The organism is Rhodocaloribacter litoris (genome assembly GCF_011682235.2).
GTDB lineage: Bacteria > Bacteroidota > Rhodothermia > Rhodothermales > ISCAR-4553 > Rhodocaloribacter > Rhodocaloribacter litoris.
The window spans coordinates 327,825-352,242 of the sequence record NZ_CP076718.1 but is presented as its reverse complement, the minus strand read 5'-3'; the positions used below and the strand labels follow the sequence as shown (position 1 = coordinate 352,242).

17 protein-coding genes and 1 tRNA gene are annotated in these 24,418 nt (G+C 64.1%); 10 read left to right on the top strand and 8 right to left on the bottom strand.

Annotated features, from left to right (window positions below; genetic code table 11):
- Positions 1-24: 24 nt before the first annotated feature.
- The 5 genes from GQ464_RS01375 to GQ464_RS01355 all read right to left on the bottom strand — a co-directional run bounded on the left by GQ464_RS01375 (position 25) and on the right by GQ464_RS01355 (position 8,518).
- Entirely contained in the window at positions 25-1,065 is a 1,041-nt protein-coding gene (locus GQ464_RS01375) for a PorV/PorQ family protein (RefSeq protein WP_166981064.1), read from the bottom strand.
- Between the two features lie 97 nt (positions 1,066-1,162).
- Complete coding sequence (locus GQ464_RS01370; RefSeq protein ID WP_228350493.1) at positions 1,163-4,561, bottom strand: fibronectin type III domain-containing protein; 3,399 nt, start codon at positions 4,559-4,561, stop codon at positions 1,163-1,165.
- A gap of 48 nt (positions 4,562-4,609) precedes the next feature.
- Positions 4,610-5,047: a four helix bundle protein gene (locus tag GQ464_RS01365; RefSeq protein ID WP_166981062.1), complete on the bottom strand. Its 438-nt coding sequence runs from the start codon at positions 5,045-5,047 to the stop codon at positions 4,610-4,612.
- 42 nt (positions 5,048-5,089) lie between these two features.
- A complete protein-coding gene (locus GQ464_RS01360; RefSeq protein WP_166981060.1) occupies positions 5,090-7,870 on the bottom strand; it encodes a TonB-dependent receptor in 2,781 nt (926 codons plus the stop codon).
- A 279-nt stretch (positions 7,871-8,149) separates the two neighbouring features.
- Positions 8,150-8,518: a T9SS type A sorting domain-containing protein gene (locus tag GQ464_RS01355; protein WP_166981058.1), complete on the bottom strand. Its 369-nt coding sequence runs from the start codon at positions 8,516-8,518 to the stop codon at positions 8,150-8,152.
- A 410-nt stretch (positions 8,519-8,928) separates the two neighbouring features.
- On the opposite strand from GQ464_RS01355, the gene GQ464_RS01350 reads away from it, so the two are divergent.
- Positions 8,929-9,843, top strand: coding sequence for a transposase (locus GQ464_RS01350; RefSeq protein WP_228350222.1), 915 nt, complete (start codon positions 8,929-8,931; stop codon positions 9,841-9,843).
- Here GQ464_RS01350 and GQ464_RS01345 read toward each other — a convergent pair.
- Complete coding sequence (locus GQ464_RS01345; protein WP_166977595.1) at positions 9,840-11,078, bottom strand: FG-GAP repeat domain-containing protein; 1,239 nt, start codon at positions 11,076-11,078, stop codon at positions 9,840-9,842. The two genes, GQ464_RS01350 and GQ464_RS01345, sit on opposite strands and share 4 nt — an antisense overlap.
- 881 nt (positions 11,079-11,959) lie before the next feature.
- A tRNA-Ile gene (locus GQ464_RS01340) sits at positions 11,960-12,032 on the bottom strand.
- Positions 12,033-12,262: 230 nt separating this feature from the next.
- Here GQ464_RS01340 and GQ464_RS01335 point away from each other — a divergent pair.
- Together GQ464_RS01335 and GQ464_RS01330 are read left to right on the top strand one after the other, a co-directional pair.
- Positions 12,263-12,754, top strand: a complete 492-nt coding sequence (locus GQ464_RS01335) for an Lrp/AsnC family transcriptional regulator (RefSeq protein ID WP_166977593.1) — start codon at positions 12,263-12,265, stop codon at positions 12,752-12,754.
- A 100-nt stretch (positions 12,755-12,854) separates the two neighbouring features.
- Positions 12,855-15,038: a glutamine synthetase III family protein gene (locus GQ464_RS01330; protein WP_166977591.1), complete on the top strand. Its 2,184-nt coding sequence runs from the start codon at positions 12,855-12,857 to the stop codon at positions 15,036-15,038.
- Positions 15,039-15,138: 100 nt separating this feature from the next.
- Here GQ464_RS01330 and GQ464_RS01325 read toward each other — a convergent pair whose 3' ends face one another.
- Positions 15,139-15,684 carry a hypothetical protein gene (locus tag GQ464_RS01325; RefSeq protein WP_166977589.1) on the bottom strand — a complete coding sequence of 182 codons (546 nt, stop codon included), beginning with the start codon at positions 15,682-15,684 and terminating at the stop codon, positions 15,139-15,141.
- Positions 15,685-15,903: 219 nt separating this feature from the next.
- On the opposite strand from GQ464_RS01325, the gene GQ464_RS01320 reads away from it, so the two are divergent.
- The 7 genes from GQ464_RS01320 (at position 15,904) to nuoD (ending at position 24,410) form a co-directional block, all read left to right on the top strand.
- Positions 15,904-16,509 carry an RNA polymerase sigma factor gene (locus GQ464_RS01320; RefSeq protein WP_166977587.1) on the top strand — a complete coding sequence of 202 codons (606 nt, stop codon included), beginning with the start codon at positions 15,904-15,906 and terminating at the stop codon, positions 16,507-16,509.
- Positions 16,510-16,615: 106 nt separating this feature from the next.
- Positions 16,616-17,908, top strand: coding sequence for an adenylosuccinate lyase (purB, locus tag GQ464_RS01315; protein ID WP_166977585.1), 1,293 nt, complete (start codon positions 16,616-16,618; stop codon positions 17,906-17,908).
- A gap of 239 nt (positions 17,909-18,147) precedes the next feature.
- The gene (locus tag GQ464_RS01310; protein ID WP_166977583.1) at positions 18,148-20,976 is read left to right on the top strand and encodes a TonB-dependent receptor; all 2,829 of its coding nucleotides are present in this window, start codon (positions 18,148-18,150) and stop codon (positions 20,974-20,976) included.
- A 211-nt stretch (positions 20,977-21,187) separates the two neighbouring features.
- Entirely contained in the window at positions 21,188-21,559 is a 372-nt protein-coding gene (locus tag GQ464_RS01305; protein WP_166977581.1) for an NADH-quinone oxidoreductase subunit A, read from the top strand.
- A 125-nt stretch (positions 21,560-21,684) separates the two neighbouring features.
- Positions 21,685-22,272 (top strand): NADH-quinone oxidoreductase subunit B, encoded by a 588-nt coding sequence (locus GQ464_RS01300; RefSeq protein ID WP_166977579.1) that lies wholly within the window; start codon positions 21,685-21,687, stop codon positions 22,270-22,272.
- Between the two features lie 83 nt (positions 22,273-22,355).
- Positions 22,356-23,048: an NADH-quinone oxidoreductase subunit C gene (locus tag GQ464_RS01295; RefSeq protein ID WP_166977607.1), complete on the top strand. Its 693-nt coding sequence runs from the start codon at positions 22,356-22,358 to the stop codon at positions 23,046-23,048.
- 39 nt (positions 23,049-23,087) lie between these two features.
- Positions 23,088-24,410, top strand: a complete 1,323-nt coding sequence (gene nuoD, locus GQ464_RS01290) for an NADH dehydrogenase (quinone) subunit D (RefSeq protein WP_166977576.1) — start codon at positions 23,088-23,090, stop codon at positions 24,408-24,410.
- Positions 24,411-24,418 lie beyond the last annotated feature (8 nt).

Here is a 24,418-nt window from a genome sequence, read left to right as displayed (position 1 = left end):
GTAACGCCCGGAGCCGGAGGGATGTCAGAAGGCCAGGTCGAAGGTGAACCAGTGGGTCTGTTCGAGGCGGCCGAAGTCGGCGTAGGCATAGTCGAAGCGCACGCGCAGGGTACGGTCGAGGCGGACGTTGAGGCCGGCGCCGAAGGTGAGGCCCTGCTCGCCGTCGCGCTCGAACAGGTTACGGAACCCGCCCCGGAGCGCCAGCAGGTTGCGGAAGCTGTACTCCATCCCGACGTTCATGTACTCGCTGTTGTCGTTCGGGTGGGCGGCGTCGGTGAGGACGACGACGCGGTGGCTGGCCGTGGCGAGGGCGTACCAGGCCAGGCCGACGCGGAAGAGCAGCGGCAGCGGGTGGCTGTCGGTGAGGTAGGCCGAGTTGACCACCTCCACGTTGCCCTGCCGGTCGGGGTCGGGGTCGGTGCTGAAGAGGATGTCCCGGCCGTTCATCTGCATCTTCGGCCCGAAGTTGGCGATGCTGGCCCCCAGACGGAGCGGCTCGAACGGCGTGGTGAAGAGCACGCCGATGTCGAAGGCGAAGGCCGAGGCCGTGCTGTGCCAGATGCGCTCGTTGATGTATTTGGCCGTGCCGCCGATGGCGAAGCGGTCGGTCAGGGCGCGTGCGTAGGAGAGTTGCAGGGCGAAGTCCTGCACCTTGAACCGCTCGCCGGTGCCCTCGGGGTCGCGGGTGGTGCGGACCTCCATCTCGCCCGAGTCGAGGAAGAGGAGGGAGGCGGCCAGTGTGCCCGCATTGCCCAGGTTGAGGCCGAAGGCGGCGAAGCTGTAGTCGATGTCGGCCAGGTACTGCGTGTGCGCCAGTTGGACGGCGCTGCCGTTGAGGCGGGCCAGCCCGGCCGGGTTCCAGTAGAGCGCCGAGAGGTCGCTGGCCTCGGCCACGAACGTGCCGCCCAGCGCCACCGCCCGCGCACCGACGCCCAGCTTGAGGAACTGCGCCGCCGTCGTGCCGACCTTCGTGATCGTCTCCGGCTCCTCGGCCTCACCGAGGGTCTGCGCCCGCACCGGCACGGCCAGGAGCAGCATGAACAACAGGGAGATCCGTCCTTTCATTTCTTAAAACGTTTGAACGTTATAACGTTGGCAGGTTGGCGCCAGAAGGTCCCATGGTCTTGACGTTCTAACGTGTCGACGTGCTAACGTTTTAACGCTATTTGATGACCGCAAACTTGCCGATGTACGATCCTTCCTCGGATTCCACGTGGAAGAGGTAGAGGCCGTAGGCGATGTTCATGTTGTCCTTCGAGCGCAGGTCCCAGAAGGCCTTGCCGTCGTCGAGGGTGCTGTCGTGCTCGATCACGTCGACGAGTTCGCCGGCGAGGGTGTAGATGCGGATCGTGCACCGCTGCGGCACGTTGGCGAAGTAGAGCCGGCGGTCGCCGCGCTCGGAGCGCGAGACCGGGTTGCGCGGCTCGATCTCGTTGGTGACCACGTAGGGGTTGGGCACCACGTAGACGTTGCGCAATTCGTTCTTGACGCGGGCGGCGTCCGTCGTGGCGGCGACGGTGCGGAACGTATAGACGTCGTCGGAACGGAACGGCTTGAAGGTGCGGACGAAGAAGACGTCGCCGCTGCCGGGTTTCGCACCGGTGTTGTCGAACTTGACTTCCCAGGTGGCCGTCAGCGTGCCGTCGATGTCTTCGAGGAAGATGATCTGCTCGTTGACGTCCCAGGCACCGTTGCGGTTGAGGTCCGGCACGAAGGCCTGGATCGGCTGGTTGGCCCGCGTCAGGTTGACGATCTCGAAGGGCAGCGGCAGGTTGTTGCTGAAGCCGGTGGTGACGGGGCTGTCCGAGAACGTGATCTCGTAGTCGAAGGGCTGGCCCCTGCGGCCCGGGCCGGAGGTGGCCACACGCACCGTGTAGGGGATGCCGTCGCCGCCCTGCACCCAGCCGGTCTGCTCCAGGTCGAGCGCCAGCGCGTCGTCCTGCACGAACAGGTGGAGGCCGTCGAACACGATGTTGGACTCCTCGGACTGGAGCCGGTCGCTCCGGTAGAGGGGGTAGTAGCGGAACGTGGCCAGCAGCTCCTCGCCGTCCTCGGCGCCGCCCAGGATCAGGACCGAGCCGGCCGTGGCGTTGAGCTCGTAGTCGGCGCCCGGCTGGAGTTCGGTGCCGGCGGCGTTCGTGAGCCGGAACGTCTCCGGGATCACGTTCCGCACGCCGAGCGAGGACGTCTTGCCCACGATGGCCCGGACGGTGGCCGTGCGCGGTACCTCGTCCACGACCGAGTAGACCATCTGGCCGTCCACTTCTTCGAAGCGGATCGTATAGTGCCCGCCGTCCGGCACGGCCATCTCATCGACGATGTTGATCGTGATCTGGCCGGTGGCGTGGCCCCGGGTATGTTCGATGCCGCCGGCCGCCTCGATCGAGGGCGGGACGTAGCCGGCCACGCGCGGCGCCGGCGTCACGGCGACGGTGTTGACGTCGAAGATGTAGTCGTCCGTGACGGGGTTGTAGGTGATCGTCTTGCTCGTCTCACTCGGCGGGATGCCGACCAGGACGTCCCCGCTCTCGCCGGCGAAGCCCCGGTCGTAGGCGACGACGGCGTAGTAATACGTCTGCCCGTTGACGACGTTGTTCGAGTCCACATAGGTGTGGAACAGGCCGGTGTCGTCGCCGAGGTCGTACGAGACGCCGCGTTGCGGGAAGGGGATCGGCGAGGGGCCTTTGATCCCGTTTTCGAGGTCGAACTTGGCTTCCACGCCCAGGCTGTTCGTCAGCGGGCGGAACAGGAAGCGGGATCCGTTGATGTCGGTGATGGTCTGCTGGTCGCTGAACTCGTGGTCGGTCGAGCGGTAGATGACGTAGCCCTCGAAGTCCTGCTCGCGGGAGAGGGGGTCGACACTCGCCTCGGCGCGGTCATCCCAGTAGAGCGTCACCTTGCCGTCGCCGGCCACGGCGCGGACGATGGGCTTCTCGGGCGGCTTGGCGAAGCGGTAGCCGACGTTGAAGATCTGCTGGACGGTCTGCGCGTTCAGGCGCAGGTCTTCCAGGTTCTCGCCGACGATCAGGGCGATGGAGAAGCGTTTCGTCTCGCCGGCGCGGAGCTTGAAGCTGCCCGATCCGTAGAGGAAGACGTAGTCGCCCGGCTCGGCGGGTACGCTGTCGAAGCGGCCGGGGGTGACCCACTCCCACACCTGCTCGTCGTTCGAGATGCGGCTGCCGGCGAAACGGGGCGAGGCGAACGAGGTCAGCCCGATCATGTCGCTCTCGTCGATGTCGGTGAACTCGAAGTTGGGTTCGCCGGGCCGGGTGATGTCGAACGGGTCGCCGGCGGTGGGGCGGCCGTCGCCCTCGCCCTCGTCGCCGGTGCCGGGGATGCCGTCGACGCCCACGTCGTCGCGTTCGGGGTCCCAGTCGTTGTCGTTGTCGATGCCGTCCGTCCACGACTCGTCGACCATCCCGTCGCCGTCGTTGTCGATGCCGTCGCCGGGGAAGAACTGGCCGTTGATGATCTCGTTGCCCACGCCCGGGCTCTCGAGGAACTTGTAGCCGAAGTAGCCGGGCGTGCGGCCGGGGATGTCGGAGCGGCCGTCGGCGTCCCAGGCGAAGACCATGTCCAGGTTTTTATCGAAGAAGGCCAGGTCATCGGCCCAGTCGCCGGGGCCGCCCACGTGGGGATCGCCCCACATGCCGAAGATGACTTTTTCGAGGTCGCGTTCGCTCTTGTTGGTGATCTTGTAGATGAGGAAGATGGCGTCTTCGGCGAGCGGGTTGGCCCACTGGTAGATGCGGACCTCCACCTCCAGGCCGAGGCCGCAGTTGAGGTCGGGGTTGGAGGGGAAGGGGTCGTAGGCGAATTCGCAGTTGCTGTAGTCGTTCATGAAGTAGAGGGCCTCCTTGTCGGCGTTGGAGGCGCCCTGCTGGAGCGCGCCGGGCCAGACGTACTCCTTCAGGTTGGGGTTGAACCAGGAGTCGGGCCAGGAGTCCGGCTTGCCGTCGAGGTCTTTGTCCGGGGCGTCGCTGGTGGGGATCAGCGGGGAGTTCGGGTTGACCACCTCGATGCCGGCGAAGTTGCCCACGGGCTGGGCGCACGGGATGGGCTGCCAGCCCCAGAACGTGGAGCCGTCCGGCGAGACCTCGCCGCCGTTGGAGACGATGCCGTCCGAGACGATGTGCATCACCCAGATGGGGTCGCCGTTCTCGTCCAGGACCAGGTTGCCGTTCTCGTCGCGGAGCTGCACGCTCTTGGGGTCGCGGTGCCCCTCGTCGACGACCTCGGCGGCCACGAAGGGGCCAAACTCGTACCCGTAGCCCAGGCCGTTCCAGACGATGTCCGTGATGGTGTTGCCGGGGGCGGAGATGGAGCCGAAGTTGAGGATCTGCGTGGTGATGCGGTTGCCGTTCATGACGGCGTCGCGGCGGTTGGTGAAGTCCACGCAGTCGAGCTGGAGGGGCGTGGCGGGGCCGCCTTTGCCGGCCTGCCGGTCGATCCACCGGCGCACCTCGTCGTACGTCCATCCGGTCTGCCGCCCGGCGTCCTGGGCCAGGGCCGGCACGGCCAGGGTGAGGGCGAGGGTGAATGTTAAAAGAAAGGGTTTCATACGTTGCACGTTGAACGTTGCACGTTGTCAAAAAGTGAGGGAAGGCAATCAGGCTGTCTCCTGGGAAAGACGTCCTGAGGGGTCGTATAGGAGGATATCCTCCCGTACGCGCGGTGTGTCATCGAGGGAAGTCAGATACGTCATTAAGCGGTATATCAGGCGCGATGTTTTGTCGGTGCATTCATACAGCGCATCGAACTGGGGCGGGTCGATATAGCCCAGGTCGAGCGCTACGTAGAGTTGGGAACGAACCTCGCCACAAGAGGCCCGTGCCCGCCCCAGGTGTTCGATGAACAGGCGCTGGGTGCGGCTCTCGAACCCCTCGGCGATGTTGCTCATCACCGACACGGCGGCCCGTTGAATCTGATCACGTAGACCGAAATCACGTGCAAAAGCTCCGTCACCGGTCAGTGCATAAATCTCATTGACGAGATGACGTGCTGTCTGCCAGGCAACGAGTTCTTCAAACCGCTTTACCGTGGCCATAATGTTTGAACTTTTGACGTTAAACGTGACAACGCTGAACGATCAGAACGACAACGTAGCCCCGAGGCGCACTTCGCGGGGGGCGGAGAAGTAGTGGGGGCGGGTGTTGTACTCGTCGAGCGTGTGGATGCCCGGCAGGCCGTAGGCGGGTTCCCAGGAGGCGTGCACGCCCCGCTCGCCGTTGAGCGAGTACGTGGCGCGGCCCGTGTCGTCGAAGACGAAGCGTTCGTTCATCCGGTCGAGCACGTTGAACACCTTGGCGAAGATGCGGAACGAGAAGCGCTCGCCCAGGGCGAAATCCTTGTAGGCGTGCAGGTCCAGCTTGATCTGCGACGGCTTGCGGTCGCTGTTGGGCAGCTGGTCGAGCTTCTGGTCGATCAGGAGGGGGGTGTAGGGGTAGCCGGTGGCGAACTGCCCGATGAGCGAGAGGCCCCAGTTACGCGGGCGGGTGAGCGTTACGGTGCCCGAGACGATGTGGCGCTGGTCGAAGTCGAGCGGGATCAGTTCCAGTTCCGTCTCGCGGCCGGAGAGGAAGTTGAAGAAGAAGGCGTTGGCGTCGTTGCGGTTGCCTTCGGCGATCTGGAAGGTGTAGTCGAGCGTGGCCGCGACGAGGCCGCCGCGCCCGCGCCGCTTCGTCAGGGCGAACGTGATCCCTTTGATGTTGGCGTAGTCGCGGTTGAGGTAGATGTTGTAGACGTCCTCCCCGGCGATGGTGCTGTAGCGGATCGTTTGCAGGGCCAGGTAGTCGCGGATGTCCTTGAAGAAGCCCGTCACGTCGAAGGCGACGTCGTCGGTGAGCTGCTGTTGCAGGCCGAGTTCGTACTGCACCGTTCGCTCGGGCCGCATGTTCGGGTTGCCGAAGGTGGGGGTGGTGCCCACGGGGAATTCGAACTCGGGGTTGACGTACATCTGCCGCAGCGCCGGCATCTGGGCGAAGTGGCCGTAGGAGAAGTGGATGATGCCCGTGTCGGTGATGGGGAAGGAGACGCCCAGCCGGGGCAGGAAGAGGTGCTTGACCTCGGCCCGCTGCGGGGGTTGCGCGTTGCCTTTCGGATCGAGCAGGTTGGGGATGTAGTAGCCGTGCGGGTTGAAGTACTCGTAGCGGAGGCCCGCGTTGATGATGAAGTCGTCGAACTCCAGCTTGTCCTGCACGTAGGCGCTCAGCTCGGTCACCTGCTGCCCCTCGTACTTGTCGTGCGAGGGCGAGTCGAGCGGGGGGATGGTCGGCTCGGGGTAGCGGTCGCCGTCGAAGAGGATGACGAAGTTTTCGCGGTCCAGGCTATGGCGCTGAAACTCGATGCCCGTCTTGGCTTCGTGGATGGTGCCGAACTGGCGGGTGAAGTCGAGCTTGGCCCGGAACGAACGGGCGTCCTCGTAGACGTGGCTTTTCTGGTTGCCCCCGAAGACGAAGTTGTTGCCCGGGAAGCCCTGGATCTTACCGGTGGAGACGTACCGGGGGTCGAGCGGGTCTTCGTAGAGGTACTGGCGGAACGTGTTGGTGGCGTAGGAGAGGCGGAGCGTGTAGAAGGTGCGGTCGTTGAGCGTGTGCGTCCAGTGCAGGCTGTGGTTGTAGCTCCAGTCCCGGTTGGTGACGACGCCGTCCGGGTTGAAGCGGTAGGCGAAGTCGAAGGGCTTGCGCCGGCTGCGGTCGTGGAGGAACGCATATTCGATCTTGGCGCCGGCGAAGGGGCGCAGGCTCAGCTTGCCGATGAAGTTGGCGCTGGAGGAGGGGTTCATCGCCACGCGCTCGCCCCGGGCGGCGGCGGGGTCGTCCAGCTCGTACCAGGGCGTGCCCCGGATCTCGTAGTACCAGGCCGGGCCGTCGTAGTCGGGGATATGCTGGCGGATCGTTTCGAGCAGCCCGGGCCCTGCGTTGAAGTTGGCCGAGTCCGAGGGCAGGTGTTCGCGGAAGCCGTAGATGTGGCCGTCGTCGACGTCGCGGCGGTAGGAGACGAAGAAGCGGAGGGGGCGGTAGAAGGGTACGGGCCCGCTGAGGGTGCCCTCGAACGTGTAGACGTTGAGCCGGTAGCCGGGCGGGGTGTAGAAGAGGTCGCCGTGCGCGGTCACGTTGTCGCCGCCGTAGAAGCTGACCGAGCCGGTGTAGCGGTCTCCGCCCTCCTTCGTGACCAGGTTGACGATGCCGGACATGGCCTTGCCGTACTCGGCGTTGAAGGCGCCCGAGATGACGGTCATCTCCTGGATGGCGTCGGCGGCGACCGTGGTCGCCAGCCCGTTCGTGTCGAACGGGTTGCCCACGGAGAGGCCATCGACCAGGTAGGCGACCTCGTTCGAGCGGCCGCCGCGGATGTGGATCTCGCCGCCGGGCCCCTGGTTGACGCCGGCCTGCGTGACGAGCACGCCGAAGAAGCCCTCCACCGGCAGGGCCTCGATCTCTTCGGCGACGACGGTCTTTTTCGAGGCCGTCAGGTCTTTCTGGATGAGAGGGCGTTCGGCCGTCACGACGACCTCCTGCCCCTGGATCACCTCCTCGCGCAACTGCACGTCGTACGACGTCGTCTGGCCCGTCACCACGCGCAGGCCTTCGACGCGGTGCGTCTGGAAGCCGATGTACGAGAAGACGAGCGTGTATTCGCCCGGCCGCACGTTGAGGAGGATATAGTTTCCGTCGGCATCCGTGACGGTGCCCTGCGTGGTGCCGTCGATCAGCACGTTGACGCCGACGAGCGGCTCGCCCGTGGCGGCGTCCGTGACACGCCCGGCGATCTTGCCCTGGCCAAAGGCGACGGCCGGGGCGAGCAGCCAGAGCAGGCAGAACGCTACCGGGCGGAACGCGAACGGGCGACGAGAACGTTTGTGGGGCATGGACATCGCGAACTGGATGAAGGGGGCAGACCGAAGACCGTGCGGGAGGGGCGAACCGGCCGCGCCATCGCCCCCCGAAAAAATATCTCGAAGCGAGGGCTTGATACCAGGCAAAAAGACCGGACCGGCGGCGGAGGCCGCGCCGCCACACCGGTACCGTCGCCCGGAGGCTGCCCGGAGGGAGGGCGACCGCGACGGGCGCGGGCGCACGCGGTGGCCGGTCAAAAAAAGGGAGGGGCCCGGGTGCCGAACCCCTCCCTTCGTTTTCCGTCGGTCACATCATTTCAACAGCACCATCGTCTTGCTCTGGCGGAAGTTGCCGTATTCGAGCGTGTAGAGGTAGGAACCGCTGGCCACCGGGATGCCGGTGTCGCTGGTGCCGTCCCAGTTGACCTCGTGCGCGCCTTTGGGCAGGAGCTGGTCGTTGACGATCGTCTTCACCAGGCGCCCCGTCATGTCGTAGACCTTTACGCTGACGCGCTTGTCCAGGGGGAGCGTGAAGCGGATCACCGTCGTCCCGTTGAAGGGGTTGGGGTAGTTTTGCTCCAGCCGGTAGTCCGAAGGCAGCACGATGCGCTCGTCCTGGATCTTGACGGCGAGGTCACCTACGGAGTAGATCCGGAGGAATGAGCGTACCGGGGCAGGCATTCTTTCACGGACGGTGCGCTCATACCGCAACGAGTCCGCATTCCAGATCTCGTCATACACGTAGAGGCTGTCATCGACCCCCTGGAATGAAATGGCAATCTCAGCAGCACCGTCGTTATCTCCATCACCTAGGTAGGCAATGCCCGATACAAAATGGGGATCACCCGTAGAACTCGTGGTGCTGCCGGATTTTGACTGGGCTGTTTCGAAGAATCTGCTCTTTATTCCGAGGGAATCGCGATAGACGATGTTGAATCCAGCCGTATCCGCAGGGGTGCTGGTATCGAGCGTCTGCACGAAATAGTTTGCCCCGTCTTTAGGATCAATGCGAATTAAGAGTTGACACCATGGTGTCCTGAGCGTTTAGAAGGAGATGACCCCTCACCTCCAACCAAACGCCCGAGGACCCCATGGACTGGCAATATACGCTCATTCATCTGTTCCTCCACGTCTGTGAGCAGTATCAGCGCCGCCTCTGCGTCGTTGCCCAGCGCCTGAGCAACAACCACTCGCCGGCCTTCTCCGATGAAGAAGTCCTCACCGTCTACCTCTTCGGCCTCATGCAGCAGCGCCGCACGCTGACCGACATCTACGCCTACACCCGCGACCACCTGATGGCCTTCTTCCCCAAACTGCCCTCCTACGTCGCCTTCGTGCAGCGCCTCAACCGGCTGGCCGATGCCTTCCCCCTGCTGGTCGAAGCAGCCCTGGAGGCATGTCCGCGCCAGTCCTCTGGTGAGCGACCTGCAGAGCGCTCTGGTGAACCAACCGATTACATCATCGACTCTTTTCCGGTCGTGATGGCCCAGCAGAAGCGCTCGGCCTGGGCCAGGGTCGCTCCGCACATCGCCGGCAAAGGCTTCTGCGCCTCGAAGAACCTGTATTTCTACGGCGTCAAGGTACATGTCGTCGCACGGCGGCGTCCCGGCACGATGCCGCTGCCGCTCTACATCGGACTGGCTCCCGGCCCGGCCAATGACCTGACCGTGGCCCGACAGATCCTACCGCGCCTGCACGAGGGGCGTCTCTTTGCCGATAAGATCTACGCCGACCGTGAGCTAGGCGAGCGCCTGGCAGCCGAGCAGAACCTGCACCTGTGCACGCCGGTGAAGAAGCGCAAGGGGCAGACCGATGTGCTGCTGACCGAGAAGGTGTACTCGCGGCGGGTCAGTCAGCGCCGGCAGCCGATCGAGTCGCTGTTCAATTGGATCGAGCAGAAGACGGGCATCGAGGTGGCCTCGAAGGTGCGTTCGTTCGAGGGCCTCTTGGTGCACGTCTTCGGGCGGCTAGCCGCGGCGATGTGGATCCTCGCGTTCTACCCTTAATTCGCATGATCACCTCCCAGGTATTCGGCTATTGAGATGAATTGTGAGGGTCGTCCTTCATTCCAGTCATCAGCCTGATAGCCGTTACCTCCAACAATCAGTTCCATGTTCTGATCGCCGTCGATGTCGCCTACGGCAATGCCGCCTGCACCGTTGATGGGAATAACATCGAAAGCCACCTTACTGGCATCGATCTGTAAAACGTCATCTCCGGAGTTGTAGTCTATCACCGTGATGTTTTTGGTAAACCAGTTGGGATAGAAGAGCTCACTATTACCATCGGCGTCGATATCGTAAGCGATTCCTCCGAATAAGGCAACGTGGTCATCCGGAGCAGAAGCCTGTAGGAAACGCTTGTCGGCCGAAAGATCGGGGAGAACGATGGTATCCGCTCCCGGTACGGTGGCGTTGAAGAAATTCATGAAATTCCAGGAGTGGAACGAGAGATCCATCTGGCCGTCTCCGTTCAGATCGGCGGCGATCAAGTCGTAGGGGCTTCCACCACCAAAGGCATTTCCGTTTTCGCGGGGTCCTAGGCGTGCTTCAATGACCCAGGTTTCGAAGCCGGTTCCCACACCGTTCGTTTCAAAAGATCCGTTGACGGAGAGCACATAGAAAATGTCGTGGTTGCTGTCGCCATCCGCAGGAACAAGTAGTTCCTGGATGCCGTCTCCGTCGATGTCTGTGGCTTCAAGATTTTGCGCTCGAACGAAGCCGTCGTCGAGACCATCGAGTTCAAAGAACGCTCCGATTGTAGCCGGGAGCGTGCCGTAATTGTCGGACCCGACGACGCCGTCGTGCTCCCAAACGTAGACCCCGTTCAGTAAGTTGGGGTTGGCGTCGCTGTAGTCCGTACCGGCCACATACACGATCTCAAGGTTTCCATCCCCATCAAGGTCTGCGGCAGTTGCATAGCGTGCATTGCTACTGGATGCGGATGAATCGATCATCGCTGTGGAATAGACCAGCTCCCAGGTGTCGAAACCGTTGTTTTCTATAACATGAATGCGGCCACCGGCACTATTATGTTGTGCAACTAGAATCTCAATTTTTCCGTCTCGGTCGAGGTCCCAGGGTCCGGAAAGGCCACGGGCACCGTTCTGTGCCCCTACGGCGAAGGGATCGGTTAATTCGCCGGTCCGTTCAGGTGAAAAGATATATTCGAGAGATTGAGCCTGGGTCTGAGTGAGACCAATCAGCAGGAAGAGCAGGGTCAGGGTGGTAGCTGAGCGCATGGGTTGTTCTCTGGCAGGTTGGTTGGGTGCGAGGATTAAAGACAAGGTCAGTATGCAGGATGATCATATTGTGCCGATGAAGGCGCGACTCAATGAGAGTTTCAGGAGCCAAGCTAGGCAACACTGTATCTTAGTAAGCTAAGTTAGCGGTTATACTACTTAGAGAAGTACTTCTGGGTATCGAACCTGTGGGCGTCAATGGCAAAACCCATGAAGCGGTTAGTTTGAATGTATCGCCTAACTTTCCTTTGTAAGTTCCCTCGTAAAAAGATCCAGATGTTCTAGATGGATATGAACCTGAAAATACAAGCCTGTCATTAATCTCAAGATCTACAAGGTATAACCCTCCCTCTGAACTATTTCCTTGAACCGTGATATTCAACGGGAATTCGCAAGTGCTACCACCACCACATATAATCAAACTAGTTCTGTCAACGGTTCTGGATTTGCTTGAATAGTAGTCTAAGGGAGTGGCGAAAATGCTTAAAAAATATTCTCCAGAGCCTAATATGCCTGCTTTTGGATATAATTGATGTTTGTTAGTATAACTTTTGAAAGTGGGACTTTCGTGAGGGTCGTTTACTTCAACATCGATGATACAACCAGAAGAAACTAGGCAGAGAAAGAGCAGGGTCAGGGTGGTAGCTGAGCGCATAAGACCTCCGTGAAACGGTTGAACAGGGGGATCGAGAGAAAGGGCGGGAGAGGGAAGGCATGCCGATCGGGTGACTGGGATTATAAAGAAACCATGATCACCCTGTCAAACGCCGGGTGGCTCTCCGCGGCGTGGAAACGATTCCAATCCCGGTGGCAGACCGGGAGAGGTGGCCGGTTTCCGGAAAAGAAAAACCCCTGCGTGCGGAGGCGGCAGGGGTGCGAGGTGCGCCCTGCAGGATTCGAACCTGCGACCTACGGATTATGAGTCCGCAGCTCTAACCGCTGAGCTAAGGGCGCGACGGGGGCGTTACGCAGCGCAGAACGGCGTCGTTCCACGCCGGCAAGATAGAACAGGCGCGGGCGCGATGTCAACGCGGGCAAGGCGACCGGGTGCGGCGCGGATGGATACGGAAATGCGGAGGCTCTGTTAAAATAGTTAGATTGAGTCGGGCAAATGTTGACAATAGAGGGAGCTTGATTTTAAATTGACCTAAAATATTTAAGTCACCAGCAGACAACCGGAGCCCATGGACCGTATTGACGAGATCGATGTGAAGATCCTGACCCTGCTTCAGGCACACGGCCGGATGAAACGCAACCGGATCGCCGAGGAGGTGGGGCTGTCGGTGCCGTCGGTGAGCGAGCGCATGCGCAAGCTGGAGGAGCGCGGCGTCATCACGGGCTACCACGCCGTCGTCGACCCCAAGCGGCTGCACGTGGACATCACCGCCTTCATCCGGGTGATCGTCGACGGGTCGTCCTACTTCCCCGGCTTCGTGGAGCGCGCCAGAGAGCTCGACGAAGTGCAGGAGGTGCATTCGATCACCGGGGAGGGGTCGCACATCCTCAAGGTGCGCACACCGAACACCACCACGCTCGAGCGCCTGCTCTCGACGATCCAGTCGTGGCCCGGCGTGCACGGCACCTCCACCAGCATCGTGCTGAGCACGTTCAAGGAAACGAGGGCGCTGGCCGTCCAGCCCACCGAGCTCTTTTACCCCGAGGCCGAAACCGTATAGACCGGCGTGGCCTCCGCCGGACCCCCAGCGGCGGCTCGCGACGCCGGACCGGTTCCGTCGCCCGCCCTACCCGCCTTCCGTAAGCCCATCACACAGAACCATGAGCAAGAAAACCCAGGACTACAACGTCGTCGCCGCCACCAAGTACCGCTACAACGGCAACGGGCGTACGTACCTCCCGATGGACATCGAGAAGATCTTCGGGGAGAACGCCTTCGGGCTTGAAGAGATGAAGAGCCGCCTGCCGAAGTCGGTCTTCAACAGCATCCTGGCCACCATCGAGAAGGGCGAGCCGCTCGATCCCGGCATCGCCGACACGGTGGCGCTGGCCATGAAGGAGTGGGCCGTCGAGCGTGGCGCGACGCACTTCACCCACTGGTTCCAGCCGCTGACCGGCCTGACCGCCGAGAAGCACGACAGCTTCATCACGCCGAACAAGGGGGGCGGTGCCATCGCCCAGTTCTCGGGCAAGGACCTGATCCAGGGCGAGCCGGACGCCTCCAGCTTCCCCAGCGGCGGCCTCCGGGCCACCTTCGAGGCCCGCGGCTACACGGCCTGGGATCCCACCTCGCCCGCTTTCATCGTCGAAAACGACAACGGCGCCTACCTGGCCATCCCCACGGCCTTCGCCTCCTGGACCGGCGAGGCGCTCGACCACAAGACGCCGCTGCTGCGCTCGATGCAGGCGCTCGACGTGCAGGCCCGCCGCGTCCTGGCCCTCTTCGACGTCAAAGACGTCCACAAGGTCTACTCGACCGTCGGCAGCGAGCAGGAGTATTTCCTGATCGATGAGGAGTTCTTCTTCCGCCGTCCCGACCTGATCAGCACCGGGCGGACGCTCTTCGGGGCCAAGCCGCCCAAGGGCCAGGAACTGGAGGACCACTACTTCGGCTCCATCCCGGACCGGGTGCTCTCCTGCATGCTCGACGTCGAAAAAGAGCTCTACCGCATCGGGGTGCCCGTCAAGACCCGGCACAACGAGGTGGCCCCGAGCCAGTACGAGATCGCCCCGCTGTTCGAGAACGCCAACATCGCGGCCGATCACCAGCAGCTCATCATGCTCACGTTGCAGCGGGTGGCCCGCAAGTACGGCCTCGTGTGCCTGCTGCACGAGAAGCCCTTTGCCGGCATCAACGGCTCCGGCAAGCACAACAACTGGTCCATGTCCACCGACACCGGCATGAACCTGCTGGACCCGGGCGACAACCCGCACGACAACATGCAGTTCCTCTTCTTCTGCACGGCCGTCGTCCGCGCCGTCTACAAGCACCAGGACCTGCTGCGGGCTTCGGTCGCCTCGGCCGGCAACGACCATCGCCTCGGGGCCAATGAGGCCCCGCCCGCCATCATGAGCGTCTTCCTCGGCGAGCAGCTCGAAGACATCTTCGCCCAGCTCGAAAAGGGGCCGGCCCGTTCGAGCAAGCAGGGGGGACTCCTGGGCCTCGGCGTGCCCGTGCTCCCGCACCTGCCCCGCCACGCCGGCGACCGCAACCGGACTTCCCCCTTCGCCTTCACCGGCAACAAGTTCGAGTTCCGCGCCGTCGGCAGCTCGCAGAGCATCTCCTTCCCGAACGTCGTGCTCAACGCCATCGTGGCCGAGTCGCTCGACGTCATGGCGACGATGCTGGAGGAACGGCTCTCCGGCGGCAAGGATCTGGAAAGCGCCGTGGCCGAGGTCATCAGCGAAGTGCTGCACGAGGCCAAGCCGATCATCTTCGGCGGCGACAACTACTCGGAGGAATGGCACCGCGAGGCCGAACGGCGCGGGCTGCTCAACCTGCGTACCGCCGTCGATGCCCTGGACCGGCTCACGGACGAGAAAAACGTCCGGCTCTTCGAGAAATACGGCATCCTGAACGAAAAAGAGCTGCGGAGCCGGCATGAGATCTGGGTCGAGCAGTATTTCAAGCGGGTGAACATCGAGGCGGAGACGACCGAGGCCATCGCCCGGACGATGATCCTGCCGGCCGCCGTCGGGTACCTCCGCGAGCTGACCGAAATCCTGGCCGGCGGCGCCCAGGTGGGGCTCACCTGCGACGGGGTGCGCGAGACGGCCGAGGAGGTCAGCCGGGGCATCGACGCCCTCCGCCGGGCCCTCGACGAGCTCAACCGCCAGAACCGGGCCCTCGGCGGCGATACGGTCCACGAGAAGGCCGAGCACATGCGCGACCACGTCATCCCGGCGATGGCGGCCGTGCGCCAGGCCGGCGACGACCTCGAACGCATCGTCGATCACGAGCGCTGGCCGTTGCCGACCTACCGCGAGATCCTCTTCGTGAAGTAGGCGTCGCCGGGGCGACGGGGTGCACGTCATACGGAGGCCCGCCCGGACGGTGCGTTCGGGCGGGCCTTGTTTTTCGCCAGAGGACGGCGCTTGCTTTTCGTCAGAGGACGGCGGTGCCGAGCAGGAACTTCTTGTGCGGGAAGAGCTCGGTGATCAGGGCGATCAGCTCGGCGGCCGGCGCGTAGCGCAGCTCCACCCGGGGCAATTTCAGGCCGGCCACGAGCTCGCGCACTGTCCGGCTGGTGGGGTCGTAGGTGGCCACGTAGATGCGCTGGAGCGTATCCGGCCGTTCGCCCTGTTCCACCACCGGGAGCACCAGGTGCTCGATGAGCCGGTTCCACTGCTCGTCTTCGATGTGAGCGTGGAGTTTGTCGATCAGGACGGCCGTGCCCATCACACTGATGGCGATGCGCCGGAAGGCATAGGTCAGCGCCACGACCTCGAAGATGCTCTCCTGATCCACGTCGGGGGTGTTGAGCAACTCCCGCCAGAGCGGGTACTCCTCGCCGTCGCGCAGCCTGCGGAGCCAGCGCAGCCAGGCATGCTCGACCTGCTCGCGCGTGACGACACCTTCGGCCAGCAGGATCCGTACGACCCGGTCGTGCAGCGGATCGCTCAGCAGAAAGGGGTTTTCCCGGACACCCATTGCGGGACAAACGTTCAGGCAGGCAGGGAAGGACGGTTGCCGCAGGAATCGGCGCTTGCCGGCACGGCTTAAGCGGCCGGCCCGGAGGGAACGCAACGGATCCCGGAGGCACCGATTTCGTTGCACCGGAAATTTTCGGTTGGATCGGAAGGGAGCTTTTTCTCTATCTTCACCTGATGCCCGGAGCAGGGCACCTTGCTACGTAGTGACACCGCACGCATGGGAAACACCGCCAGCACGCCCTCGGCCTCCAGTGAGCAGGACCGAAGGCTCGTCGAGCAGGCCCTCGCCGGGCGCGAGGCCGCCTACAATGAGCTGATGGCGAAGTATCAGAACGCGCTCTACCGGCACATCCAGCGCATGGTTCGGGACCGGGGGGAGGTGGACGACCTCGTGCAGGAGTGCTTCATCAAGGCGTTCTCGGCCCTGGACTCCTATTCGTCCGAGTATGCTTTCTCCACCTGGCTCTACAAGATCGCCACGAACCACACGATCGACTACCTGCGCAAGCGGAAGCTGCCCACCTTCTCCATCGACCGGCCCATCCAGACCCGCGACGGCGAGCTGGAATACGAGGTGCCGGACACCACGTATCGCCCGGACCGTCACATCGTCGAGGACCAGCGGCGGGAGTTGATCCAGGAAGCCATCGACGCCCTGCCGCCGAAGTACCACCGCGTCATCGTGATGCGGCACCAGCAGGAGAAATCCTACGAAGAGATCGCCCGCGAGCTGGATCTGCCGCTGGGCACCGTCAAGGCCCACATCTTCCGCGCCCGTGCCCTGCTCTACAAGTACCTCCGCGACAAGCGGCAGTCCCTCTGAGGGGCTCGATGGGGCCGGGGGGCATGGTCCGGGTTCCCCGTCGACGCCGTCGCGGTGAACCCCGGCCTCTCTGCAATCCACAATCTTCAACCCGCAATCCCGAAACATGATCGACCGGTATACCCGCCCCGAGATGGGGGAGCTCTGGAGTGAGGAGCAGCAGTACCAGTCCTGGCTGGAGGTGGAGCTGGCCGCCTGTGCCGCCTGGGCCGAGCTGGGCGTGATCCCGAAAGAGGACGTCGAGAAGCTGTACGCGAACGCGCGTTTCGATGTGCGGCGCATCCATGAGCTCGAAAAGACGACCCGGCACGACGTGGTGGCCTTCACCCGGGCCGTCAGCGAGACGCTCGGGCCGGAGAAGAAGTGGGTGCACTACGGCCTGACTTCGTCCGACGTGGTCGATACGGCCCTCTCGTACCGGCTCAAGCGGGCCAACGCCCTGATCCTGGAAGCCATCGACCGGTTGCGGGCGGCGCTGGCCGAGAAGGCGCGGGCACACCGGTACACGCTCATGATGGGGCGCACGCATGGCGTCCATGCCGAGCCGACCACCTTCGGGCTGAAGATGGCCCTCTACTACGACGAGATGAACCGCAACCGGGCGCGGTTCGAGGCCGCCGCCGAGGGCCTGCGCGTGGGCAAGATTTCGGGGGCCGTCGGGACGTTTGCCCACCTGCCGCCCGAGGTCGAGCGGCTCACGTGCGAGCGGCTGGGCCTCAAGCCCGCTCCCATCTCGACGCAGGTGCTCCAGCGCGACCTGCACGCGCACTACCTGGCTGTGCTGGCGCTCATCGGGGCCTCGCTCGAAAAGATGGCCGTCGAGGTGCGCGGCCTGCAGAAGAGCGAGGTCCGCGAGGTGGAAGAGGCCTTCGGCAAGGGGCAGAAGGGGTCCTCGGCGATGCCCCACAAGCGCAACCCCGTCGGGTCGGAGAACATCACCGGCTGTGCCCGGCTGCTGCGCGGCTACATGGTTTCGGCCTATGAGAACGTGGCGCTCTGGCACGAACGGGACATCTCCCACTCGTCCGTCGAGCGGGTCGTCCTGCCCGACGCCACCACCCTCCTGCACTACGCACTGCACCGCTTCGCCGGCATCGTCGAGGAACTGGTGGTCTATCCGGAGCACATGCGGCGCAACATGGAGCGGACGTTCGGCCTCTACAACAGCCAGCGTCTCCTGCTCAAGCTCATCGACAAAGGACTCAGCCGCGAGGCGGCCTACGACCTCGTCCAGCCCCGGGCCATGCGGGCCTGGGAGGAGGAACGGTCGTTCAAGGAGATCGTCGCGAACGATCCCGAGATCCGGGCGCATCTGAGCCGGGAGGAGATCGACGAGGCGTTCGATCCGGCCTACCACCTCCGCCACGTCGACCACATTTTTGAACGGGTCGGCCTTTGAGGGGGGCTTGAACGTGCAACGGTGACGGGCCGGTCCCTGCTTTGGCCCGCCATGGTGCCGGGACCTTCAACCCGGCAGGCTTCTCTCCGTCTCCGCTGCGGATACCCTGAGGCCGGGCGACCCGGAAGCGGTTACGAAAATCCGGGCCGGCACATGACTTTTAGGCGGGGCCGTCCTATTTTTGGCGCGCAGGTGAGGGGGAAAACCCCTTTTGCTCATCTCATCATTCGGAGAGAAATATGTGCCAGACGCTACGCATCTGTGTGCTTCTCGCGGTGCTTGGGATGCTGGGGACACCGGCGACCCGGGCGCAGACCGCCTCGATTTCCGGCCGGGTGACCGACGCCGTTGACGGGGGGCCGCTGGCCGGCGCCAACGTGCTGCTGCTGCAGGGCGGCGGGATGGTCACGGGGACGGCCACGGACGTCGACGGCCGCTACCGGATCGCCGGGGTGGCTTCCGGAAGCTATACGTTGCGGGTCCGCTTCGTGGGCTATCAGGAGGCCGAGGTGCCGGTGACGCTTGCGGCGGGCGAGAACGCCACGGTCGACGTCGGCCTGACGCAGGCCGGCTTCGAGTTGAACACCGTCATCGTGACGGCTTCGCGCCGGGCGGAGAAGGTGCTCGATGCACCGGCATCGATCTCGGTGCTGACCGCTCGCGAGGTGGAGCAGAGCGTCGGCACCAACGCCGTCGAGGCCCTGCGCAACACCACGGGGGTGGACATGGCCCAGACCGGCGTCGACCGCCGGGAGATGGTGCTGCGGGGCTTCAACAACGCCTTCTCCGGTGCAACGTATGTGCTGACGGACTATCGCCAGGCGGCCGTGCCGTCCCTGGGCGTGAACGTCTACAGCATCATGCCCAACCTGAACATCGACCTGGACCGCGTCGAGGTGGTGCGCGGGCCCGGTTCGGCCCTCTACGGTCCCGGCGTCGATGCCGGGGTGGTGCACTTCATCACCAAGGATCCGTTCACCCATCCGGGCACGACGATCTCCGTCAGCGGCGGGGAGCGCTCCTTCTTCGGCATCCAGGGGCGGCACGCCGGGGTGCTCGCCGCCGGCCGGCTCGGCTACAAGGTCACCGGGGCCTACAGCCAGGCCGAGGACTGGGAACTCGACCCGAACGACCCCATCGACCGGGTACAGATCGAGACCGACGGCGTCCGCAACAACGACTACGAGAAGCTGAACCTCAACGGCACGCTGGAGTTTCGCCCCAACGACCGGGTCTCGATCACGGCCAACGGCGGCTTCTCGTCGCTCAAGGCGACGGTCCTCTCGGGCATCGGCACGGTGCAGGCCGACGGCTTCGGGTACAGCTATGGCCAGCTCCGGCTTCAGGTAGACCGCTTCTTCGTTCAGGTCTACGTCAACAAGAATGACGCCGGCGACTCGTTCGTCTACGATGCCTCGGCACCCGACAACATCGGCACGCGCGTCGTCGACAAAGGCCTCCTCTTTAATGCACAGGCCCAGTACGACTTCGAGTTCGCCGACGGGCGCGAGCAGCTCATCGTCGGCGTCGACCTGGAGCTGACGCGCCCGGACACCGACGGCACCATCCTCGGCCGCAACGACGAAAACGACAACATCGACGAGTACGGCGTCTACGCCCAGTCGACGACGGCGATCTCACCGAAGCTCGACCTGGTGCTGGCGGCCCGCGGCGACTACAACAACGTCGTCGAGACCTTCCAGGTCTCGCCCCGGGCGGGGCTGGTTTTCAAACCCACCCCCTCGCATACCGTGCGGGCCACCTACAACCGGGCTTTTTCTTCACCCGGCACGAACTCGCTTTTCCTGGACATCGTCGCCGGGCAGCTCCCGGGAACGAACATCATCATCCGGGGGCGGGGGGCGGCCAGCGGCTTCACCTGGGAGCGCAACCCCGCCTTCGCCGGGTTGCCCACGCCGGACGGCAGCCCGCTCGGCAGCGATCTGGTGGCTTCCAGCCTGAACCCGGCGGCCCTGGGCCTGCCCCAGCCCGTCGGCCTGTCCCTCGAGGCCACCTACGCCGCCCTCTACCAGGGGCTTGCCGCCATTCCGCCGGCCCAGCTCGCGGCCATGCTGCAGGCTCAGGGGATCCCGATCGATGCCCAGACGGCGGCGGCCCTCGTGGCCCTGCTCAATCCCCAGCTCACGCAGGTGCAGGGCTTCACGCGCGGTCGCCTGGGCAAGCTCAACCTGAGCACGCTCGGCTTCGACCCCGTCAGCGATCTCACCGACATCAAACCGCTCGATCAGACCATCACCCAGACCGTCGAGGTCGGTTACAAAGGGATCCTCGGCGAGCGTGTCCTTTTTGCCGTCGATGGCTACTGGGCGCAGAAGGAAGACTTCGTCGGTCCCCTGGCGATGGAGACGCCTTTCGTCTTCGTTCCCACGCTGGCGGGTGATCTGACGGTGGCCCTGGCCGGCGGCATCCAGAACAATGTCCAGCTGGCCGGGGCGCTGGCACAGATGGGCATCTCCCCCCAGGCGGCGGCCGCCCTCATCGTCGGGCTGGCCGGCAGCCAGCTGCCCGGGGCGAATACCCCCGTCGCCATCGTGCAGGCGCGGGAGAACAACCCCGGACCCGGCAACACGCCGGAACTGATGCTCTCCTACCGCAACTTCGGTAAGATTACCTACTGGGGCTTCGATGCGGCCGTGCAGGTGATGGCCACCCGTGAACTCGGCTTCTTCGGCAACGTCTCCTTCGTCAGCGACGACTTCTTCGACAACGAGGAGCTCGACGAGGCGAACACCGACCTCTCGGTGGCCCTGAACGCGCCGAAGTTCAAGTTCAAGGCCGGTGCGAACTACGACGGGGCCTCCGGCTTTTCGGCCGGCCTGGCCGCGCGGTACAGCGACGGCTTTCCCGTACGCTCCGGCCCCTATCAGGGCATGGTGGATAGCTACTTCCTCCTGGATCTGAACCTGGGCTATGCCTTCCGGGGCGAGTTGCAGGGCCTGCGCTTCGACGTGGGCATCAACAATGTCCTCGACAACGAGCACCGCGAGTTCATCGGGGCCCCGAAGCTCGGCCGTATGGGCATTGCCCGCCTGACCTATACGTTCTGACGCTGGTAACGCAGCGGCGCAACGGCCCCCCGGAACCGGCGGCATCCCGGGGGGCCGTTGTATTTGTCCATTCTTCAAGCCTTTTCGCGTTGACTCCCAGAAAGCGATTCGGTAGCTTCAACCCCGGTTCTTCTCGCCCTGCTGCCGTCTTTTCGCGCAGCAGGTGGTGCCTTTTCACGCCGGGACGTGCCGTGGACGTCGCCAGGGGCTTATGCTGACCGACTTCATACCGCTGCTGTTGACGATGGTGCTGGCCGGGGGGCTGGCCTTCACGCTGCTCAAGGCGGCCGAACTCCTGGGCCCGCGCCGGCCCAACTACATCAAGCAGCGCGCCTACGAAAGCGGGATGGACCCCGTCGGCACGGCCCGGGAACGCTACACGGTCAAGTTCTACCTCGTGGCGATGATCTTCATCGTCTTCGACGTCGAGGTCGTCTTCCTCTATCCCTGGGCCGTCAGCTACCACGACTTCCTCGACGCGGGGGCCGGGGCCGGTGTGCTCGGCGTGGTGGTGCTCTTCATCCTCATCCTGGCCATCGGGCTGCTCTACGACATCAAGAAAGGAGGGCTCGAGTTCGACTGAGGCCGGGGCGCAGGCGAGGGCGTTCCGGTTTTCAGTTTTAACTGAAAGTCACCGAAACCCGCCCGTCCCTGGTACATACAAGCGTCCGGCCCACCCCACCGACACGAACCTTCGCCGATAGGACCATGGGACTCGAATCCGTCCTGGTAAAAGAGGGCTTTCTCACGACGCGCGTCGATGCGGTGCTCAACTGGGCGCGGTCGAACTCGCTCATGCCGATGCCGATGGGCCTGGCCTGCTGTGCCATCGAGATGATGGCGTTCGCCGCGCCGAAGTACGACGTGGCCCGCTTCGGCAGCGAGGCCATGCGTTTCTCGCCGCGCCAGGCCGACCTGATGATCGTGGCCGGCTGGGTCAGCTACAAGATGGCACATGCCATCCGCCGCGTCTGGGACCAGATGGCCGACCCGAAGTGGTGCATCGCCATGGGAGCCTGTGCGTCTACCGGCGGCATGCACCGCTGCTACGGCGTGGTCCAGGGCTGCGACAACTTCCTCCCGGTCGACGTCTACATCTCCGGCTGCCCGCCGCGCCCCGAAGCCGTCATCCACGCGCTGATGGACATCCAGGAGAAGATCCGCAACGAGTATTCCGTGGCGGACGACCTGATCCACGGCGACAAGCGTCCCGCTCCGCCGCCGGCCCGCCCCCGCCTCATGGCCCCGGTGGGCGAGGAGGAGGTCTCGCCCGGCCTCCTCTATCATCCGGAATAGTTTTCGGTTGCCGGTTCCGCGTCTCCGGTGCCCGCCCCGGCAACGTGAAACGTGGAACGTGAAACGTGAAGCACGGACCCGCCATGCCCGACTCGACGAGCCGTCCCCCGCAACACGAAACCCTGAAGTTTCACTTCACGCCGGTGGACCCGCCCAGGCCGGGAGCCGACCTGAGCAACCCCCACGCGAAGAAAACGACCTACGTGCCGGAGGTGGTCGAGGCACTCCGGGAACGCTTCGGCGACGCCGTCGAGGAGGTGACGCTCTACGCCAACGAGCACACCGTGCGCGTGGACAAGGCGCGGCTCGTCGAGATCGCCCGCTTTCTCCGCGAGGAGCAGGGCTTCACCTATTTCGTCGACTGCGGCGGCATCGACCGCTTCACCGACGAGGACCGCTACGAGGTCTTCTACAACCTGGTCAACATCGACGCCGGCAAGCGGATCCGCCTGAAGGTGCGCGTCGATGAGGACGACATGACCGTGCCCTCGCTCACGGGCGTCTGGCGGGCCGCCAACTGGAACGAGCGCGAGTGCTACGACATGTTCGGCATCCGCTTCGAGGGGCACCCGGACCTGCGGCGGATGTACATGCCGGAGGACTTCGAGTACCACCCGCTCCGCAAGGAATTCCCGCTGCTGGGCATCCCGGGCTCGCTGCCGCTGCCGCCCCAGACGCCCGAGGGCGAGCTCACGCGCGATCCGTTCCCGGCGGCCCACGGTGCGAAGCCGCCGAAGAGCTACGAGGAGCCTCCTTCCGAGTTCACCGAAGAGTGAGGGGGCACCGGTCGATTTTCGCCGCCGACCTGCAGGATCATGAGCAGCATCGTTTCCCCGTTCGATTTCAAGGAACAGTTCCGCTTCTGGCCGCGCCACAACGAGGCCCTCTATCGCCGCCTCGAAAGCAAACACGCCTGGCTGGAAGAGCGGCACCGCACGCCGGAAGACCTGGCCCCGGACCCGCTCGAAAACGAGATGGTGCTCAACATCGGGCCGCAGCACCCCGCCACGCACGGCGTGCTCCGCTGCGCCGTCAAGCTCGACGGCGAGACCATCGAGAAGTGCGTCCTCGACATCGGCTACCTGCACCGCGGCATCGAGAAGCTGGCCGAGGCCAAGACGTACCAGGAGTTCATGCCCTACACGGACCGCATGGACTACCTCTCGCCCTACTCGAACAACGTCGCCTGGTGCCTGGCCGTCGAGAAGCTGGCGGGCATCGAGGTGCCGGAGCGGGCCCAGTGGATCCGCATGATGATGTGCGAGCTGGCCCGCATCTCGGCCCATCTGCTCTGGCTGGGGGTGGGCCTGATGGATGCCGGCGCCGTCTCGGTCTTCCTCTGGTGCTTCGAGCACCGCGAAGACATCTACAACATCTTCGACCACGTCACCGGCGCCCGCCTGACCGTCTCGCACAGCCGCATCGGGGGACTGGCCTCCGACGTCACGGACGAGCACCTGGCCATGATCGCGGCCTTCCTGGACAAGTTCGAAAACTCGATCGCCGGCTGGGAGAAACTGCTCAACCGCAACCGGATCTGGATCGACCGGAACGAGGGCATCGGCGTGCTCACGGCCGAGGAGGTCGTCGAACTGGGCATGACCGGCCCGAACCTGCGCGGCTCCGGCGTCGCCTACGACATCCGGCGCTTCGAGCCCTACCTCAAGTACGAGGAGGTGGATTTCAACATCCCCATCCGCACCGAGGGCGACTCGCTGGCCCGGTACTTCGTGCGCATGGACGAGATGAAAGAGAGCGCCCGCATCATCCGGCAGTGCCTCGACCGCATCCCCCGTGTCTACGGCCCCATCCGCAACGACGATGCCAAGAAGGCCTACCCGTCGAAGAACGAGGTCTATTACTCGATGGAGGGGATGATCCACGACTTCCTCTATACGGACACGGGCGTCTGCCCGCCGAAGGGGGTCTGGTGCTACCACGCCATCGAGGCGCCCAAGGGCGAGCTGGGCTTCTACCTGGAATCCGACGGCACCGGCAACCCCTGGCGCGTGCGGATCAATGCGCCGAGCTTCACCAACCTGCAGGGCCTCGAGTACATGATGGAAGGCGCCATGATGGGCGACATGGTCATCCTCATCGGCACGATCGACCCCGTCATGGGCGAAGCGGACAAATAATGCATAAC